Here is a 17,203-nt window from a genome sequence, read left to right on the forward strand (position 1 = left end):
TTGCCGGCCGCCCGAAGGCGACCGGCGTGTGTCCCGCGCATCACCGCGTCAGCGGGTGGTCCGGCTCACTGGCCGGCGCCGCCGCACTTGCCGGTCTTGACGTTGAAGTTGCCGCAGCTCATCGGCGAGCGCCAATCGGCGATCAGGTCCTTGGAGCCTTCGAGGTAGGGCGACCACTCCTGAGCGACGATCAGGCCCGGCGTCTGCTCGACGATGTCGAACTGGCCGTCGTCCTTGATCTCGCCGATCAGCACCGGCTTGGTGATGTGGTGGTTCGGCATCATGGCCGAGAAGCCGCCGGAGAGGTTGGGCACCGCAACGCCGATAAGCGCGTCGATCACCGCGTCCGGATCGGTGGTGCCGGCCTTCTCGACCGCCTTGACCCACATGTTGAAGCCGATGACGGTGGCCTCCATCGGGTCATTGGTCACGCGCTTGTCGTTCTTGGTGTACGCGCGCCACTTCTCGATGAAGGCCTTGTTCTCGGGCGTGTCGACCGACTGGAAATAGTTCCAGGCGGCGAGATGGCCGACGAGGGGCTTGGTGTCGATGCCCGCCAGCTCTTCCTCACCCACCGAGAACGCCACGACCGGAATGTCGGTCGCCTTGATGCCCTGGTTGCCAAGCTCCTTGTAGAACGGGACGTTGGCGTCGCCATTGATGGTCGAGACAACGGCGGTCTTCTTGCCGGCGGAACCGAACTTCTTGATGTCGGCCACGATCGTCTGCCAATCGGAATGACCGAAGGGCGTGTAGTTGATCATGATGTCTTCTTCCTTGACGCCCTTCGACTTCAGATAGGCTTCAAGGATCTTGTTGGTCGTGCGCGGGTAGACATAGTCGGTGCCCGCGAGCACCCAACGCTCCACGCCCTCATTCTCCATGAGGTAGTCGACCGCCGGAATCGCCTGCTGGTTCGGGGCGGCGCCGGTGTAGAACACGTTGCGCTCGCTCTCCTCGCCTTCATACTGCACGGGGTAGAACAGGAGGCCGTTCAGCTCCTTGAACACCGGCAGCACCGATTTGCGCGAGACCGAGGTCCAGCAGCCGAACACGACCGCGACTTTGTCCTTCGCGAGCAGCTCGCGGGCCTTCTCGGCGAAGAGCGGCCAGTTCGACGCGGGGTCGACAACAACCGCCTCAAGCTTCTTGCCAAGAACACCGCCCTTGGCGTTCTGCTCCTGCACCATGAAGAGCACGGTGTCCTTCAGCGTGGTCTCGCTGATCGCCATGGTGCCCGACAGTGAATGCAGCACACCGACCTTGATCGTTTCCTGCGCGTGAGCCGGCACGCTGGCCGCGGCCAGCGCCACGGCAGCCGCGCCAACGGCGACGCGACCGGCCATGCGCCGCGCCTGGGTCAACAGGTTGAGCATGTTCTTTCCCTTCTGGAGTTCGCACGCAGGACCCCCGTCCGCGTGCCAGCAGGGAAGGTTTGCAATGGCCGTGCCAAGGGCGATCCCGGGGCAGGCAGTCATACGACGGAGGTCTAATTCAAACTTCGTAGCATCCCACCGCCCAAAACTTGGGCACAGTGCTCAGGATGCATCACAAGTGCATCCAGCCATTTGATTATGTGTATACATTCTTGCGACGCCCGCACCTGCGAACGCTGCACGCAAGACAGGCATTCAACCAGCGCCCTGTTGCATTGTCCCGAGCCGGTGCCGACGCTCACACGGTTTCGGACCTGCCACCCAGCACGGCGAGCCAGGGCGCGCGCATCACTTCCTCCGGCGTCGCACACACGCCCGCGCCGCTCAGCCAGCGTCCAAGGGCGGGATCCGAGGTCAGCACGGCGAAGGGTATGGCGCCGAGCAGCCCCACCAGCACGGGCAGCGCCCAGACCAGCGCCGCCGGCGCGAACGCGCACAGGAGACCGCCGATCAGCAGCCCGAAAAGGAACTGCGGCCACAGCCCCGCGATCGCGGTGCGCCAGGACAGCCGCTCGGCGTCTCGCGCCTGCGCTTCCCAGGTCACCGTCCGGCCGAAGGCCAGGCCGACCATGAAGATCGCGATGCGGAAGGCGACCACGGGCCCCAGCAGCACGGAGAACAGGAATTCGAGGAACGTGCCGCCCAGCAGTCTGGCCCCGCCGCCATAACGCCCCCGCTCATCCGCGCTCAACAGCACGTCCAGCAGGCCGGCGAGCTTGGGGGCAAGGCTCATGAGAAAGGTGGCGACGAAGATCGTCAGCGCGAGGCCTGCGGGGAACGGCTCGTCGAAGCGAACGGGCTCGAACAGCTTGACCGCGGCGAGCACCATGAACGCGATCCACGCCACCGCGCCAACATACATCAGGATCGCCCAGGCGATCTGAAAGCGACTCATCGGCAGCAGGCCGGGCATGGCGAGCAGGCGCCAGTACTGCATGTTGCCCTGGCACCAGCGCAGGTCGCGCCGTGTGAACTCGGTCAGATGCGGCGGGTTTTCCTCGAAGCTCTCGCTCTCCTCCGGCAGCACCCGCACCTCGAAGCCGGCACGGCGCATGAGTACCGCCTCGATCTGGTCGTGGGAGAGCACCGCACCCGCCAGCGGGCCGCGTCCGGGCAGGCGGGGAAGCTCGCAATGGGCCTTGAACGGGGCGATGCGGATCACCGCATTGTGCCCCCAGTACGGGCCGCAATCCCCGGCCCACCAGGACGCGCCCATGGTGTAGGAACGCATGCCGTGCCGCATGCCGAACTGGAAGATCCGCGCGAAGGGCGAGCGGGACGGCATGCCGACAACCAGGCTCTGCAGGATGCCGAGCATCGGATTGGCCTGCATGATCCGCACCATGCGCAGAATGGTCGGCGCGCCGAGCAGGCTGTCGGCGTCGAGCACCAGCATCAGGTCGTGGGCATCGCCCCAACGTTCAAGAAACTCCCGGATATTGCCGGCCTTGAAGCCCTCATTGTCGGTGCGGCGCCGATAGTGCACCCGCGCACCGCCCTCAAGGCTCGACAGCCAGTCCGCGAAGATCGCCTCCTCCTGCGCCGCGATCTCTGCCTGCGTGCTGTCCGAGAGCACGAACCACGCGAAATGATCGCCGGCCCCGCTGCGCGCGAGTTCGTCGTGCATGACACGCAGACGCGCGAAGGCCCGCACCGGATCTTCATTGCGCAACGTCATCACCATCGCCACGCGAACGGTGATCGGCGCGTCGTCGGCGGCCTTCGCGGCGTAGGGATAGACCGCCTCCTTCGCGTCCGCGGGGCCATGCAGCATCCAGAGCCCGATCAGCGCGTTCCAGAACCCGAGAACCGTCCATGGCGTGGAGAGGCAGAAGGCCAGCAGCAGGAACCCGTCGAGCAGCGAGAAGCCGCCATGCGCGAGCAGCCTGACGAACAGCACGACCAGCCCGGCATAGGTGGCGGCATTGAGCAGGGCGACGAGAGCCCGCCGGCGCCAGAGCTGCCGCGTGGACTGCGTCCCGGTCGGCGTACGTCCCTCTACCGCGACGATGGCCGGAAAGAAGTCTTCGGCAACTCTATCTTCCGAACTCATACAGACACTCTGCTCCGCACACCGGGTGTGCTCCTTCGACAATCCACATTTGCTTGTACGCCACAGTGCGCCAGCGGTTCACGCCGTTTTTGGGATCCAAGTGCCATCCGCACCTGTTATGGACACACGATGCGGCAAGGGGGGCGCATTCCGCTATGCCACAACCGGATTACAGATCGGTGCAGCAGCTCTGGTGCGTGGCACCGGGGCATTATGAGCTGAAGCCTGCCCCGCTCGGCGAGGCGGGTGCAGACATGCTGAGCGTGCGCACGCTCGCCTCCGCTGTCAGCCGGGGCACGGAGCGGCTCGTCCTCGAAGGTGCCGTTCCCCCCAGCGAATATCAGCGGATGCGCGGCCCGTTTCAAAACGGCGAGTTCCCCTTTCCGGTGCAGTATGGCTACCAGAGCGTGGGAATCGTCGAAGCCGGTCCCGCCGCGTGGATCGGCCGGACCGTGTTCGCGCTTTACCCGCATCAGGACCTCTATCTCCTTCCCGTCGCGTCGGCGATGCCGGTGCCCGAAGGCGTTCCCCCCGAGCGCGCGACGCTGGCGGCGAACATGGAAACGGCCCTCAACGCCATGTGGGACGCCGGCGCGGGCCCCGGCGATCGCATCACGATCGTCGGTGGCGGCGTGGTCGGGCTGCTCCTGACCGCGCTGGCGGCCGCGCTGCCGGGGGCGGATGTCACGCTGGTCGATGTGGAGCCGGGCCGGTCGGCACTGGCGCAGAGCTTCGGTGCCGCCTTCGCCGCGCCGGACGCGATCCGTGACGATGCCGACATCGTGTTCCACACCAGCGCCAGCGCCGCCGGCCTGAAGACCGCGCTCGCGGCCGGCGGGTTCGAGGCACGCATCGTGGAACTGAGCTGGTATGGGAACCGCCCGCCTTCCATTCCGCTGGGGGAAAGCTTCCACAGCCGCCGCCTGCAACTGATCGGTTCGCAGGTCGGCTCCGTATCTCCCCTGCGTCGGCCCCGATGGCCGCACGCCCGGCGGCTCGCCAAGGCCCTCGCGCTGCTGGACGATCCGCGCTTCGACCGGCTGGTCACGCATGTCATACCGTTCGCGCAGGCGCCGGCCCGGCTGCCGCACCTGCTGACCCATGAGGAGGATGCCCTGGCGATCCTGCTCGATTACCGATGAGAGACGCCATGTACTGTGTCGAGGTTCGCGATCGCATCATGATCGCCCATTCGCTGCCCGATCCGTTCTTCGGCCCGGCTCAGGGAATGCACGGCGCGACCTTCGTCGTCGACGTCGCCTTCTTTCGCGAGACCTTGACCACGAAGAACGTCGTGGTGGACATCGGCGCCGCGCTCGACGTGCTGAAGACAACGCTTCAGCCCCTCGCCTACCAGAATCTCGACACCCTGCCGGTCTTTGCCGGCACGCTCACCACGACCGAGTTTCTGGCCCGGCACATCTTCGATGCCATGGCCACCGCCGCCCGTTCCGGCGCGCTGGGCGAGGACGGCGCGGGGCTCTCGAAGATCCGCGTTACACTCCATGAGACGGATCTGGCGCGCGCCAGCTATGAGGGTAGCCTCGGCTGAGGGCCGCCCCGTGACCAACTTCGCCTTCGCCATTCCCGGCGATCTTGGCCTGGCCACAGGCGGCTATGCCTATGACCGGCGGGTGATCACCGAGTGCCGGAACGCGGGATGGGATGTGACGCATCTCGCCCTGCCCGGCGGGTTTCCCTTTCCCTCACCGGAAGAGCTGGCACAGAGCCGGAAGCTCCTCCATGCGCTGCCGGAAGGACAGGCGGTTCTGGTCGACGGACTGGCCCTCGGCGTCCTGCCGGCGACGATGCTGCGTGCGCTCCGGCGTCCACTCGCGGCGCTGGTTCATCACCCGCTGGCGCTGGAAACCGGCCTTGACGACGCGCTGCGCTCGCAGCTCGTCGCGAGCGAACGGGCCGCGCTGGCCGAAGCCTCCATTGTCATCGCGACCAGCCCCGCGACCGCGCGCCTGCTGGAACAAGACTTCGGCGTTGCGCGGAGCAAGCTGGTGGTCGCGTTGCCCGGCACCGATCCGGCGTCCCGCGCGCATGGCGGCGGAACATCTGCCCGCCTGCTCTCGGTCGGCGCCGTGATCCCGCGCAAGGCCTATGGCGTGCTGGTGGAGGCGCTGGCCCGGCTGACCACGCGGGACTGGACCTGTCACATCGTCGGCGCAACGGACCGCGACCGGCAGGAAACGCGCGCGCTTGAGCAGCGCATCGCGGCGCGCGGCCTCACCGACCGCATAAGCCTCACCGGCGCGCTCCCGGCGCACGCGCTCGTCGAGGAGTTCGCGGCCGCCGACCTCTTCGTCTCGGCCTCGCTCTTCGAGGGCTATGGCATGGGCCTCACCGAGGCACTCGCGTGCGGTCTTCCGATCGTCGCCACCGATACCGGTGCCATTCCCGACACCGTGCCCCGGGGCGCCTCGCTGCTGGTGCCCGCCAACGACGCCGCCAACCTCGCCGAAGCCATCGGTCTGCTGCTGGACGAGCCGGACCGCCGCCGCCGGATGGCGGACGAGGCGTGGCGTCACGCGCAGGCGCTTCCGAGATGGTCGCAGACCGCCGACGCCATCATGACCGCCTTGAAGGAGATGCCCCGATGAGCGGGTTCGATGCCGACTGGCTGGCGCTGCGTGAACCTGTCGACCACGCCTCGCGCAACAAGGAGGTTGGCGAGCAGGTGCGCCGCCATTTCCAGGACCGCCCGTCCCTCGCCATCGTCGATCTGGGTTGCGGCACCGGCTCCAACCTGCGCGCGCTCGCTCCCTTGCTCCCCGCCCTGCAGCGCTGGCATCTGATCGATGGCGACGACGCGCTGCTGAGCAAGGCTCGCCGTGTCCTTGGCGGGTGGGCCGACCGCGCGAGCGAGACCGCCACCGGCATCCGGCTCCACAAGGACGGGCGGGAGATCGACGTCCGCTTCGAATGCGCCGACCTGACCGTCCGCGATCTCGACTTCAGCGATGTCGGCGCCGAACTCGTGACCTGCGCCGCGCTGTTCGACCTCGTCTCCGCGCCGTGGCTGGAGCGCCTCGTCGCCCGCTCGGCGCACCGCCGGCTGCCGCTTTATGCCGTGCTGAACTATGACGGCGCCGCGCGCTGGCGACCCGACGACCCGCTCGACGCGCGGGTCATCGCCGCCTTCAACCGGCACCAGCGCGGCGACAAGGGATTCGGGCCGGCGCTCGGGCCCACTGCCAGCGCCACGCTTGGCCAGATCCTGTCACGGCATGGCTACGCGATATGGTCGGGCGACAGTCCATGGCAGCTGACACGGAACGAGGCCGGCCTCATCGCCGCCCTCACCGACGGCTTCGCCGGCGCCGCCACCGAGATCGAGCCGGAGGGGCGGCAGGCGTTTGCGGACTGGGCGTCGGCGCGCGCAAAGGCCGAGGCGGTGACAATCGGCCATCAGGACCTGTTCGCGCGCGCCTGACCCCTCAGTCAGTTCGGCGGCCACATCCGCTGGAACACGCCGTCGCGCTTGAGGAAGCGATGGCGCAGGGCGGCCGCGATATGCACCAGCGCCAGCCCTCCCAGAAGCAGCGCCGCCAGCTTGTGATTGCCGAGTATGCGGTTCGCCAGTTCCTGATCGGGCGACAGGATGGCCGGCAGGTTGAACAGCCCGAACACGTCCAGCGCGGGATAGGCCGAAATCCCCGCCCAGCCGAGCAGGGGCACCGTGACCAGCATGATATAGAGCGCGCCATGGACCACATGCGAGGCCACGCGCTCCAGCGGGGTGAGCGTGGCGACCGGGGGCGGCGCGGCGCGCTGCAGTCTCACCAGCACGCGCAGTAGAATGAACCACAGCACGATGAAGCCGAACAGCTTGTGCAGGCTGTAGAGCGTGCCGGTCACGGCATCGAAGTTCGTCGCCTCGCCGCGCGCGACCATGTAGATCCCGAGCGGGATCAGGCACACGACGAACGCCGCCACCACCCAGTGCAACCAGCGGGCGGCGGCGCTGTAGCGGACCGGCGCGGCAACCGGCGCGGCCTTGCGCGCATCAGAGGGCGGCATGCGTTCCTCCCCGCATGTGACTGTTCAGATCGCAATCATAGAGAATATTGCCGTCATCGAGGAAGTAGGTACGCGCCTGCGGCCGAAGCGCGTCGTCGAGTTCGTCGATCGGCTTCAGCGCCAGCCCCGGACGGCCTGACCCCAGGATGATCGGCGCGAGGCACATGTGGAGGCGATTGACGAGGCCGGCATCGATGAAGCGCGAGATGGTGCAGGAGCCGCCCTCGATCAAAATCGTGCGGTGGCCCCGCTGCGCCAGCGCGGCGAGCAGCCTTGCGGGCTCGAAGATGTCCGGGTCCTGCTCGGTGCCGATGCGCTCGACCTCGTCCGGCCAGCCATCTGCGTTCTCCGAGAACACGATGCGCTGACAGCCATCCGCACGCAGCCACTTGGAATCGCGCGCGGATCGCCCGCTGCGGTCGATCACGGCCCGCACCGGGCTGCGTCCCGGCACGCGGCGCGTGGTGAGCTGCGGGTCGTCGGCCACGACGGTACCGACACCGACCACGACCACGTCGACGACCGAGCGCAGGCGATGAAGATGGTCGAGACCGGACGAGCCGTTGATGTCGCGCGACTTTCCCGTCGGCGTGGCGATGCGCCCGTCAAGCGACTGCCCCAGCTGGGCGATGACGAACGGCGCTGGCCCTCGATGCTGCAAAATCGGCTCGTAGAGAGCGGAAAGCGGATCGGTCGGTACATCGCGACGATTCAACAGAAGCTCTCTCCCGGCTCGACAGTCAGCAGATAGGCCGATACGGCGCACCGGCAAGTTCGGCGCACCGTGAAGACGGGCCCGCTCCGGCGCAACCTCCGCATTGTATACGTAGCTTGCTGTCGAATGGTGCAACGAAAGAGAGTTGAAACCGCCGGTTCGGGAAATGAGCGCCGAGGACAATCGCACCTATCGGAGGGCTTCCCTGACGCAGGCGCGTGGCCTCGTCTTGCCGACGCCAGCCCGCCGCCCCGGCGCTCTCCCGAACACGGCGCGCGAAGGCCGCATGCGGGTCGGGACGGCCGACATGACCACCGGGCGCGACGTTCCCGGTGGAACTCCGCACACCACGTCGACCCACGCGCCCACGGCGGCAGAGGCCGGCGGCGGCGATGGCTCAGTGAGTGGCGCGAAAACCGTGCGGCGGGTTCAGTTCACGGCCAGTGCCGCGTGGTTGTCGAAGCGCGGTCCGCCCGAACGGCGGGCGATGACGCCCACGCCTTCGTCATCGGCCTTAAGGAGCGCCACTTCGCCCAGCCCGCTGGTCGCCAGAAACTGCCCGGCCTCGCGCGTCGGCGCCAGGCCGCAGCCATCCACCAGCGGCAGCGAGCCGAGAAAGTGACCGTCCCGCTTCCAGATCGCGACGCGATTGCCGCGCGGGCTTGCCGCCGCCACATAGGCGCCCGACGCATCGACCGCGACCGAGCCGACATAAGTGCGCAACTGCCGCCATTCCTCGTCGGGCGCCTCGAAGGCGCGCAGCCGCTCCCCCTCCACCGCGAAGACCAGCGGGCGGGCCTCGCCATCGGCCAGAAGATCCTGGGCGGCGACGACGGTCAGGCCGTCGTGGCCGCTGGAGAGATGGCGCAGCGACAGCGAGGCGAAATCCGGTTCCAGCTCGGCCACCGAGCGCACCGCCCCGGTCTCGGTATCGAGCCGGGCGATGCTCGCGCCGGCAATCTCCGCGCCGAGCGCCTCCGGGGTATGGGGCTCGATACCACCATTCGCCACCACCAGAACGCCGCCGGCGGGCAGCATGTCGTGCGGGCCGATGCCGGAGGAGGCCCATTCGGCTTCAATCGCGAAATCGGCCTCGACAACGCGCCGGGTCACGATGCCCTTCCCGCTCTCGCGTTCGATTTCCACCGCGAGAAAGCGCCGCCCGCCCTCGATGAAGCGGCCATGGCCGGAGAACACCCGGTCCGCTCCCGGCTCGAAGGTGGCGAGGACGGTGCCGGAATGGCGCGCGAACAGCACCGCCGTGGTGCCGGGACGGCGCGCCACGGCAATCGCCGTGCGCCCGTCCGGGTTCGGCTCGACCCAGTGCAGACGCTGCACGCCGGCCTTGACCTGGGTGGCGCTGAAGTCGGGGGAGAGCATGACCGGCGCGAAGCCGCCCTCGACGCCGGCGGTCGCCAGCCATTCGGCCTCAAGCCGATGATCCTGCGCGTGCGCGGCCCCGCCGAAAAGCACCCGCGGCGCCATCGCAAGACCACCGAACCGGCTCAGCAGAGTGCGGCGGGAGAGATCGAGAATACCCATTGCGGCCTCCTTCAGTCGCCATCCAGCGCGTTGAAGCCGAGCGGCACACCAAGCCCGGCAGCCAGCGGGTCTGCCACGCTGGCCTGGGCGGCCTTGAACGCGGCGATCGCGGTCTCGATCTGCTTGCGCCCGGCCTCCGTTTCCGCTGCCGCGCCAATGTCCTCGGGCAATGCCTTGGCGGCCGTGACGGCGCCGTTCATCACCGTCGCGATCGCCTGCTGGGACTTCGGATCAAGGCCTTGGGCGAGGCGCTCGCCCAGTGCCCCGGCACTGGTCACCACCGCCACGATCGTCGCCTTCGACAGCCCGCTGCGCCGGCGGTCGGAAATGAGCGGCTTCGCCTCGTTGATGTTCTTGCCGAGCACCACGAGAAGCCGCTGGTCGACGACGCGCTGATAGGCCCCGGCAAGATCCGTCACCATCTGGCTGAGCAGCGCATTCGGATCGGGAAAGAACACCGGGTCGGATTTTCCCGCATAGAGCTGGCCGAGCAGTGCCGTCGACCGGTCGCCCCAGCCCTCGCGCAGTTCACCGGACAGTTTCGCGAGATTGCCGGCGATGGCGAGACCGAGCGCACAGCGGCGGCCCGCCTCCGGGCCGGAAAGGAGCGCGGCGTCGGCGCCCTCGTCATAGAGCAGGCGTTCCATGGCCGGCAGCCCCTGCGCCGCCGCGCTCAGGCGAAAGAAGCGCTTGGGCTGGAGCCGCTCATCGGTCTCGTCGCTGATAAGCTCCGCCACCGAGCGGCCGACGGCATTGCGCCGTTCCGGGAACAGGTTGAACCGGTCGGCCCGCAGCGACAGCATCACCGGACCGAAGGTGATGAATTCGACGCCGGACCAGTCGAGCGACAGCGCATCGAAACGCGCCTTGAGTTCCTTCACGCCCTCTTTCGATGGCGCCTTGCAGAAGCCTTCCCACGCCACGAGCTGCGCCTGCGCGTCCGCCGCCAGCTTGTCGTAGCGCGGCAGCAGCCACTGCTCGACGACATCGGGCGCCGAGACGGCGGTGGCGTGGGCCCGCGTCGCGAACACACCCGTGAGGAACGTCGTCGCGGCAGCCACGGCGGGAACGCCCTGCGCGGCCTGCCCGATCTGGCCCAGCAGCGCCAGTCCCAGCGCAAAGGGAGAACGGCTCATCATCGACCTCACTCAGAGAGAGGATACAAAATCGACCAGCGTCTGCCGGTCGCGCGCCTCAAGAGCTTCGAAACGGGTCCGGGCCCCGGCGGCCTCGCCATCATGCCAGCGCACCGCCTCGGCCACATTCGCCGCGCGGCCATCGTGCAGCAGACCGGCGCCATGTGCCAGCGCGCCCGATATCCCGGCCAACGGCGCCGTACGCCACTCCGACGCCCCGGCCCCCGGCACACCCGAGGTATCGGCCAGTCCAGGGCCGAGATCGTGAAGCAGCACATCGGTATACAAGCTCACGTCCGCGCCGCTGGTCGCCGGCAGCGAGGGCCGGTGGCAGGCCGCGCAGCCGGTCGCGGCGAAAAGCGCGGCCGCGCGCGGCTCGGTCTGCGTCGCCGGCGCCTTGAGCGCGCGCAGATACAGCACGATGCGGTCAACGATCGCGCCGGTGATTTCCGGCTCGCCTTCCCCCTCGCGGCCATGGGGCGCGTTGCGGCATTGGGTCTGCACCTTGGTACAGTCGCCCCAGGGTTCCAGCCGCAGCGGCGTGGAAAGGCCGAGATCGAGCGAAAATGCCTCCGAACTCTGGCTCTCGATCGTGGCGTGGCTGGCCTTCCATCCGAAGCGGCCGATCGACGAGCCGCCCTCGGAGACCGCCAGCCGCCGGGCCCGGCCGCGCACGCCGTCGCCGTCGCGGTCATCGGGGTCCTCCAGGGCGAGGATCGCGGCATCGGAAACACGCTCCAGCCCGCCGCGCCCGCGCAGGTCCGGCGCCACGCGCAGCGACACATGCGTCGCCGGATCGAGCGCGCCGTAACCGAGCATGTCCGCATGCGGCACGCGCCGGCCCTCCTCGACCGTGACACCGATCATTCCCTCCACGGGAACGCCCGGCAGCGTCATGGTCTCCAGACGATGACCATAGGTCGGGTCCGGTCCGCCATCGGCGCGGAACAGCGACAGCACCAGCCCGAGCCCTTCGGGACGGCCATGGGCATCGAGCGCCGTCGCGCCACGGCCGGCGCCGGGATGACAGGCCGAGCAGGAGCGCGCATCGAACAGCGGGCCGAGTCCGTCATTGGCCCGCGTCGAGCTGGGCGCGGGCACCCAGGGGCGCTCGAACAGCGCCTTGCCGATCGCCGCGTCGAGGCGCGTGTCGTCCGCGCTCACCGCCCCCGCCGCGGACAGCAGCGCGACGCACATGGCGAGGCGCAGCCATCCTCTCCGCGAAGAGCCCGCCGCGCGCCTCATATCACCCGGAACCAGCCCATCATCCCGGTCTCCATGTGTTCGAGGATGTGGCAATGGAACACCCAGTCGCCCGGCGCCGCGACGAAGGCGATCTCGACCGCCTCGCCCGGCTGGACCAGCACGGTGTCGGCGAAATGCTGCGGCAGCCGCCCCTTGCTGGAACTGATCACATAGAAGGCGTGGCCGTGCAGATGGATGGGATGGGGGTAGCGCGTCTCGTTCTTGATCTCGATGCGGTAGCTGCGCCCTTCCTGCATCACCGCCAGCGGGGGCGGCAGGCCGAGCCGGTTCCCGGTCGACCACGAGATCTGCCCGATCGACCAGTAGGTCGTCGCGCCCACGCAGAAGCTCGCCACCAGCGCCTTGGCCAGCGGGTCGTCCGGGGGAAGGCCCAGATTCTTCACCGCCGCGTCGGTAGCCTGCTGCAGCGTGAAGGAGTGCAGCTCGGCGGTTTCGATCTCCGGGAACGGCAGTTCGGGCCGGGGCAGCGCAAGCGCGCCCTTGTCAGGCGCACCCTTGCCAGGCTCACCCTTGTCATGCGGCTCCTTGCCCGGCTTGCGCGCGCGCTTGCCGTCCGCCCGCAGGGTGGCGAAGTGGTAGATGTCCGCCGCCCGGTAGTCTCCCACCGTCACCGGACCGCCCTTCAGCGGCATGCGCACATGGATGTCGATGCGCTGCGCCGGGCCCATGCGCCAGATGCCGTCCGGCAGCTCGTCGAGCAGGATCGGCGGCAGGGCGTGGCCGTCGACGGCGATGAGCCAGGCCTGCGCGCCCTCCACGCCGATATCCATGATGCGCGTCGAATCGACGTTGAGAATGCGCAGGCGCGCATCACCCCCGGCGGGCACCGCGATCTCGGCCACCGGCACGCCGTTCACCGTGCGGGTCCCCCCGAACGTGCCGGCCTTCGAGGCGCCGTCCGGCTCGCTGAGTTCCAGGAAGCCGCCGTCGTCCGCCAGGCGCCAGTCCTTCAGGCACAGCACCTCGTCCACATCGAAATGGGGATCGCGCGGATCCTCGACGATGAGCGCGCCGACCAGGCCGCGACCGGCCTGCCCGGTCTCGTCGCAATGGGGATGAAAGAAGAAGGTGCCGGGATCGTCGAGCGGCAGCCGATGGACGAAGCGCCCTCCCGGCTGCACCAGCGGCTGGGTCAGCGGGGGCACGCCGTCATATTCGTTCGGCATGCGGATGCCGTGGAAATGCAGCGACGAGCCTTCGTCGAGGCCATTGAGATAGGTCGCCTCCAGCCGCGTTCCGCGCGGAACGCGGATCTGCCGGAACGGCTCGCCGTCATAGGCGTAGATGGCAGTCGCCGGCTTGTCCGGACCCAGAAGCCGAAGCTCGGCCTCGCCCGAGGCCAGGGTGAGCGTGCGGGTGGGCACGAACGGCGCCGGCACGCGCGCGAACCCCGTCCGCGACGGCGCAACCACCGCCATCGCGCCCAGAGCCGCGCCCGCACCAAGGAAGGCGCGGCGCGAGAAACCCGCGCCGCCGTTCTTCATGACAAACCTACTCGCCGATCTTGGACGGATCGTCCAGGCTGTCGGACCCTTCAACCTTGATCTTCAGCTCAAGCGCCCCGACGACGCCTTCAAAGGCGCGGGTCTGGGCCACGAGCGACTCGACGCCCTTCTGCACCAGCGCGTTGCCCTCGACGTTACCTTCGCCGATCATCTGGTCGTAGGCTTCCTTGCCGCTGTCGGCTTCGTCCTTGATCGCCTTGAGCGCCGCCAGCGCCGCGTCGACCTTCATATCCGCCTCTTCGGCCGCCTTCGGCGCCTTGGCCTTCGCATAGGCGGCAACCGAGGCTCCCTCGACAACGGAGCCATCGACGCGGGTATAGGTGCCGCGATAGATCGAGGCGATGCCCAGCTCGTCATAATAGTGCGAGTTGTGGGTGTTGTCGGAGAAGCAGTCATGCTCCTCCTCGGGATCGTGGAGAATGAGGCCGAGCTTCATGCGCTCGCCGGCCAGTTCACCGTAGGACAGCGAACCCAGACCGGTGAGAATGGTGCCGAGCGCGGCCTTGCGCTTCTGCTTCAGCACCGCGGCGCGGGCCTTGCCCTTCTTGCCCCACCATTTGTGCATGTCCTCGAGATCCGAGACCAGCAGGTCGGTGGCCGCCTTGAGATAGGCCGCGCGGCGCTCGCAATGGCCGTTGGTGCAGTTCTTGGTGTCGTAATCGGTGGCGGGGCGCTTGCCCGCGCCGGGCCCGGTGCCGTTGAGATCCTGGCCCCACAGCAGGAATTCAATGGCGTGATAGCCGATCGCGACATTGGATTCGACACCACCCGCTTCCTGCAGGCTGTCGATCAGTTCGGGCGTGATCTTGGTGGCATCGATGGTCTTCTTGCCGACGCGTACCTTGGTGTTGGCGATCACGTTGGCGGTGTAGAGCGGGTTCTCGTCCGACGTATCGCCATAGCTCTTGTCGACATAGTCGATCAGCCCCTCGTCGAGCGGCCAGGCATTCACGCGCCCTTCCCAATCGTCGACGATGGCATTGCCGAAGCGGAAGCCTTCGGTCTGCTGGTAAGGTACGCGCGCGGCCTTCCACGCCGCCTTCGCGGCGTCGAGATTGGCCTCGGTCGGCGCGGCAAGGAACGTGTTGACCGCCTTCTGAAGCGCCTTCGCGGTGGTCAGGCTGTCGCCGTACATCGCCTCGGCGATATTGGCATAGGTCACGACGATATCGTGGACCTTCGGTGCGCCCTCGGCGCGGACCGGACCGGCAACGACAAGTGCGCCAAGCGCAACAGCCGCCAGCAACGGCGCGGCGAACAATGATCTGGCTCGCATGGTTTCTCCTCCCCGCCGCCTCAGCGGCGCCCGTGGTGGCGGGGACTCGTACGCCAGCGCATCAAACGATCGCAAGCCTTTGAACTTACATTAGAATTGTTTTACTTCGAAGTTCAACGCGCAACCCGCTCTGCCGCATGTAGTTGCGCGCGAATACTTGCACGAAAATAAATTGTCATGACGCAGGGTCATGCAGCGGCACGAGCGCCTCGCGCAGATCCTCGTCGGTGACCTGCGACAACGGCTTGAGCAGTTTCGCCGCCTCGGTTCGGCGGCCGGGACGCATCACCAGCACCACCGTCTCCGCCCCTCCACAGGCCGGATCGCCACAGGCGATCTCGCTGATGGAGATGGTGGTGTCCTCATCGACGCCAAGCATGGCGCGCGCGCGCACCGCGAGTTCGCGGGCGGCATCGGGAGCCGCCTCCGCGCTCTGTCCGCGCCGGAAAAACAGTCGTGCCAATGCCCGCCTCCGTGGCCTCGCATCCATCGGGCTGGGGGAGCCCCCGCCGCTTGGGTGCCAAGCAGCAAGGCTTTTCCACCGGCCCGATCCGGATCCCACGACCGATACCATCACGGCACCGCGGATCCGAATGACATGATCGGGAAACAACCAGTTACGCCGCCGCCCCGCACGCCGCAAGCTGACGTTGGGGCGGGCTTATTCAAGTAAAAATACGTCAATACAGATTATAACTATAATAATACATAAAGATAACTGTTGTCGACGTCACTTCATCCGCGTACGTCTTTGCACGAAGCCGCTGGTGACATTCATTCACCGCGCCGCGACGTCGCGGCGGACGGCACTGTCTTCGCGAGGCCCAATCCCGGCAGGTCTCGTGAACCGCGCGGGACGATGGCGCATGCTCCCTCAGCCATCGTCCCGCGCTTTTCCCTCATCCGCCGCACACCACGGCCCGCTCCAGCGGGCAGGCGGGGCATGGCCGAGATGGGCGAGCACGCCGCAGGCGGCCGCGTAGCCGGTAGCGAAACAGCCCTGCAGCAGATACCCGCCCGTCGGGGCCTCCCAGTCCAGCATCTCGCCGGCAATGAAGATTCCCGGGCGCGCCCGGAGCATCAGGTGATCGTCCAGGGCCGAACGGGCGACGCCGCCGGCCGACGAGATGGCGCGCTCGATCCCGGCCATGCCGCCGACCTCCAGCGGGACGGCCTTGATCCGTTCCGCGAGCGCCGCCGGTTCCGAGGGTAGCGCATGGCCCCCCTCTCGCAGCAGTCCGGCGGCGGCGGGCGACAGGCCGGCCGCCTTGCGCAGCCGGTTCGCGGTCGATTCCCCCTTGCGGCCGCCCGACAGCCGGGCCGCCAGCGCGTCGACAGACAGATCCGGCCGCAGATCGACCAGAAGCCGCGCCCGCCCGTCCCTCGCCACGGCGTCTCGCAGCAATGACGAGAGCGCGTAGACGGCACCGCCCTCCAGCCCGCTGGCGGCGATCACCGCCTCGCCGCGCACCCGTGCGGATCCGGACGTCAGGGCGATGCGCTTCAGCGGCGCGCCGGCGAACCGGGTGCGGAAGGTGTCGGACCAGTCGACCAGGGCGCCGCTATTGGCCGGACGCAGCGGCGCGATATCGACCCCGGCATCCGCGAGAATTGTCGTCCAGGCGCCATCGCTGCCGAGTCGAGCCCAACTGCCCCCACCGACCGCGAGCACGGTCGCATCGGCCACACTGGCCTCCTCATCGTCCTCACCCGCCACGCCCGAGAAGCGCAGTTCACCCCCTGCATCCCAGCCGAGCCAGGCGTGGCGGAGCTTCAGCTCAACGCCGAGCCCGTCCAGCCGTGCCAGCCAGGCGCGCAGCAATGGCGAGGCCTTGAAGGCCCGTGGAAACACCCGCCCGCTCGACCCGACAAAGGTCGGTTGCCCCAACCCCTCGGCCCAGGCGCGCAACCGGGCGGGCGGGAACGCGTCAAGCATCGGTGCGAGCCAGGCGGCGCTCTGCCCATAGCGGGCAAGGAACGCCTCGCGCTTTTCGGAATGGGTGAGGTTCAGGCCCCCCCGGCCCGCGATAAGGAACTTTCGCGCCGGCGAGGCCATCCGGTCGTAGACCGTTACCCTGCAGCCCGCGCCCGCCAGGGTCTCGGCCGCGACGAGCCCGGCCGGCCCCGCGCCGACAACCGCCACCCTGTGATTTCGCGAGTCTCCAGAATCGGTTGCGTTCACCGGTTCACAATCCGATTCAGGTTGAAGACCGCGCTGAAAGCCCAGTCATGGCAGGCAGTTAGG

Annotated in this window: 15 protein-coding genes; 4 read left to right on the top strand and 11 right to left on the bottom strand. The window is 68.2% G+C overall.

Annotated features, from left to right (window positions below):
* Positions 1–65: 65 nt before the first annotated feature.
* Complete coding sequence (gene urtA / locus G3A50_RS01005) at positions 66–1,376, bottom strand: urea ABC transporter substrate-binding protein (RefSeq protein WP_163073376.1); 1,311 nt, start codon at positions 1,374–1,376, stop codon at positions 66–68.
* 298 nt (positions 1,377–1,674) lie between these two features.
* Positions 1,675–3,531 carry a glucans biosynthesis glucosyltransferase MdoH gene (mdoH, locus tag G3A50_RS01010; RefSeq protein WP_281355830.1) on the bottom strand — a complete coding sequence of 619 codons (1,857 nt, stop codon included), beginning with the start codon at positions 3,529–3,531 and terminating at the stop codon, positions 1,675–1,677.
* Positions 3,532–3,644: 113 nt separating this feature from the next.
* Here mdoH and G3A50_RS01015 point away from each other — a divergent pair, with 113 nt between their 5' ends.
* Genes G3A50_RS01015 through G3A50_RS01030 form a run of 4 tightly spaced genes read left to right on the top strand, consistent with a single transcriptional unit; the run spans position 3,645 to position 6,931 of the window.
* Positions 3,645–4,631: an MDR/zinc-dependent alcohol dehydrogenase-like family protein gene (locus G3A50_RS01015; RefSeq protein WP_163073378.1), complete on the top strand. Its 987-nt coding sequence runs from the start codon at positions 3,645–3,647 to the stop codon at positions 4,629–4,631.
* Positions 4,632–4,639: 8 nt separating this feature from the next.
* Positions 4,640–5,041 (top strand): 6-pyruvoyl trahydropterin synthase family protein, encoded by a 402-nt coding sequence (locus G3A50_RS01020; protein WP_163073379.1) that lies wholly within the window; start codon positions 4,640–4,642, stop codon positions 5,039–5,041.
* 10 nt (positions 5,042–5,051) lie between these two features.
* Entirely contained in the window at positions 5,052–6,098 is a 1,047-nt protein-coding gene (locus tag G3A50_RS01025) for a glycosyltransferase family 4 protein (protein ID WP_163073380.1), read from the top strand.
* A complete protein-coding gene (locus G3A50_RS01030; protein WP_163073381.1) occupies positions 6,095–6,931 on the top strand; it encodes a class I SAM-dependent methyltransferase in 837 nt (278 codons plus the stop codon). The genes G3A50_RS01025 and G3A50_RS01030 overlap by 4 nt, the downstream gene beginning before the upstream one ends.
* A gap of 8 nt (positions 6,932–6,939) precedes the next feature.
* Here G3A50_RS01030 and G3A50_RS01035 read toward each other — a convergent pair whose 3' ends face one another.
* The 9 genes from G3A50_RS01035 to G3A50_RS01075 form a co-directional block, all read right to left on the bottom strand.
* A complete protein-coding gene (locus G3A50_RS01035) occupies positions 6,940–7,518 on the bottom strand; it encodes a cytochrome b (RefSeq protein ID WP_163073382.1) in 579 nt (192 codons plus the stop codon).
* Positions 7,505–8,233, bottom strand: a complete 729-nt coding sequence (locus tag G3A50_RS01040) for a RibD family protein (protein ID WP_163073383.1) — start codon at positions 8,231–8,233, stop codon at positions 7,505–7,507. Before G3A50_RS01040 ends, G3A50_RS01035 begins: the two co-directional genes overlap by 14 nt.
* A gap of 429 nt (positions 8,234–8,662) precedes the next feature.
* Complete coding sequence (locus G3A50_RS01045) at positions 8,663–9,775, bottom strand: DUF1513 domain-containing protein (RefSeq protein ID WP_163073384.1); 1,113 nt, start codon at positions 9,773–9,775, stop codon at positions 8,663–8,665.
* Between the two features lie 11 nt (positions 9,776–9,786).
* Positions 9,787–10,911 (bottom strand): imelysin family protein, encoded by a 1,125-nt coding sequence (locus tag G3A50_RS01050; protein ID WP_163077162.1) that lies wholly within the window; start codon positions 10,909–10,911, stop codon positions 9,787–9,789.
* A gap of 12 nt (positions 10,912–10,923) precedes the next feature.
* On the bottom strand, positions 10,924–12,108 hold the full coding sequence (locus G3A50_RS01055; protein WP_170308620.1) for a di-heme oxidoredictase family protein: 1,185 nt from the start codon (positions 12,106–12,108) through the stop codon (positions 10,924–10,926).
* A 44-nt stretch (positions 12,109–12,152) separates the two neighbouring features.
* On the bottom strand, positions 12,153–13,661 hold the full coding sequence (locus G3A50_RS01060; protein WP_163073386.1) for a multicopper oxidase family protein: 1,509 nt from the start codon (positions 13,659–13,661) through the stop codon (positions 12,153–12,155).
* A gap of 7 nt (positions 13,662–13,668) precedes the next feature.
* Entirely contained in the window at positions 13,669–14,958 is a 1,290-nt protein-coding gene (locus G3A50_RS01065; protein ID WP_163073387.1) for an imelysin family protein, read from the bottom strand.
* A 175-nt stretch (positions 14,959–15,133) separates the two neighbouring features.
* Positions 15,134–15,421, bottom strand: coding sequence for a hypothetical protein (locus tag G3A50_RS01070; protein ID WP_163073388.1), 288 nt, complete (start codon positions 15,419–15,421; stop codon positions 15,134–15,136).
* Between the two features lie 411 nt (positions 15,422–15,832).
* A complete protein-coding gene (locus G3A50_RS01075; RefSeq protein ID WP_163073389.1) occupies positions 15,833–17,101 on the bottom strand; it encodes a TIGR03862 family flavoprotein in 1,269 nt (422 codons plus the stop codon).
* Positions 17,102–17,203: the final 102 nt, after the last annotated feature.

Source organism: Ancylobacter pratisalsi, from assembly GCF_010669125.1.
Classification (GTDB): Bacteria; Pseudomonadota; Alphaproteobacteria; order Rhizobiales; family Xanthobacteraceae; genus Ancylobacter; species Ancylobacter pratisalsi.

Excerpts from the sequence above, each read along its gene's own strand:
- G3A50_RS01060 (WP_163073386.1), bottom strand. The coding sequence starts at position 13,661 with ATGAAGAACGGCGGCGCGGGTTTCTCGCGCCGCGCCTTCCTTGGTGCG.
- G3A50_RS01065 (WP_163073387.1), bottom strand. The coding sequence starts at position 14,958 with ATGCGAGCCAGATCATTGTTCGCCGCGCCGTTGCTGGCGGCTGTTGCG.
- G3A50_RS01050 (WP_163077162.1), bottom strand. The coding sequence starts at position 10,911 with ATGAGCCGTTCTCCCTTTGCGCTGGGACTGGCGCTGCTGGGCCAGATC.
- G3A50_RS01035 (WP_163073382.1), bottom strand. The coding sequence starts at position 7,518 with ATGCCGCCCTCTGATGCGCGCAAGGCCGCGCCGGTTGCCGCGCCGGTC.
- G3A50_RS01045 (WP_163073384.1), bottom strand. The coding sequence starts at position 9,775 with ATGGGTATTCTCGATCTCTCCCGCCGCACTCTGCTGAGCCGGTTCGGT.
- G3A50_RS01030 (WP_163073381.1), top strand. The coding sequence starts at position 6,095 with ATGAGCGGGTTCGATGCCGACTGGCTGGCGCTGCGTGAACCTGTCGAC.
- G3A50_RS01020 (WP_163073379.1), top strand. The coding sequence starts at position 4,640 with ATGTACTGTGTCGAGGTTCGCGATCGCATCATGATCGCCCATTCGCTG.
- G3A50_RS01015 (WP_163073378.1), top strand. The coding sequence starts at position 3,645 with ATGCCACAACCGGATTACAGATCGGTGCAGCAGCTCTGGTGCGTGGCA.
- G3A50_RS01055 (WP_170308620.1), bottom strand. The coding sequence starts at position 12,108 with ATGTGCGTCGCGCTGCTGTCCGCGGCGGGGGCGGTGAGCGCGGACGAC.
- urtA (WP_163073376.1), bottom strand. The coding sequence starts at position 1,376 with ATGCTCAACCTGTTGACCCAGGCGCGGCGCATGGCCGGTCGCGTCGCC.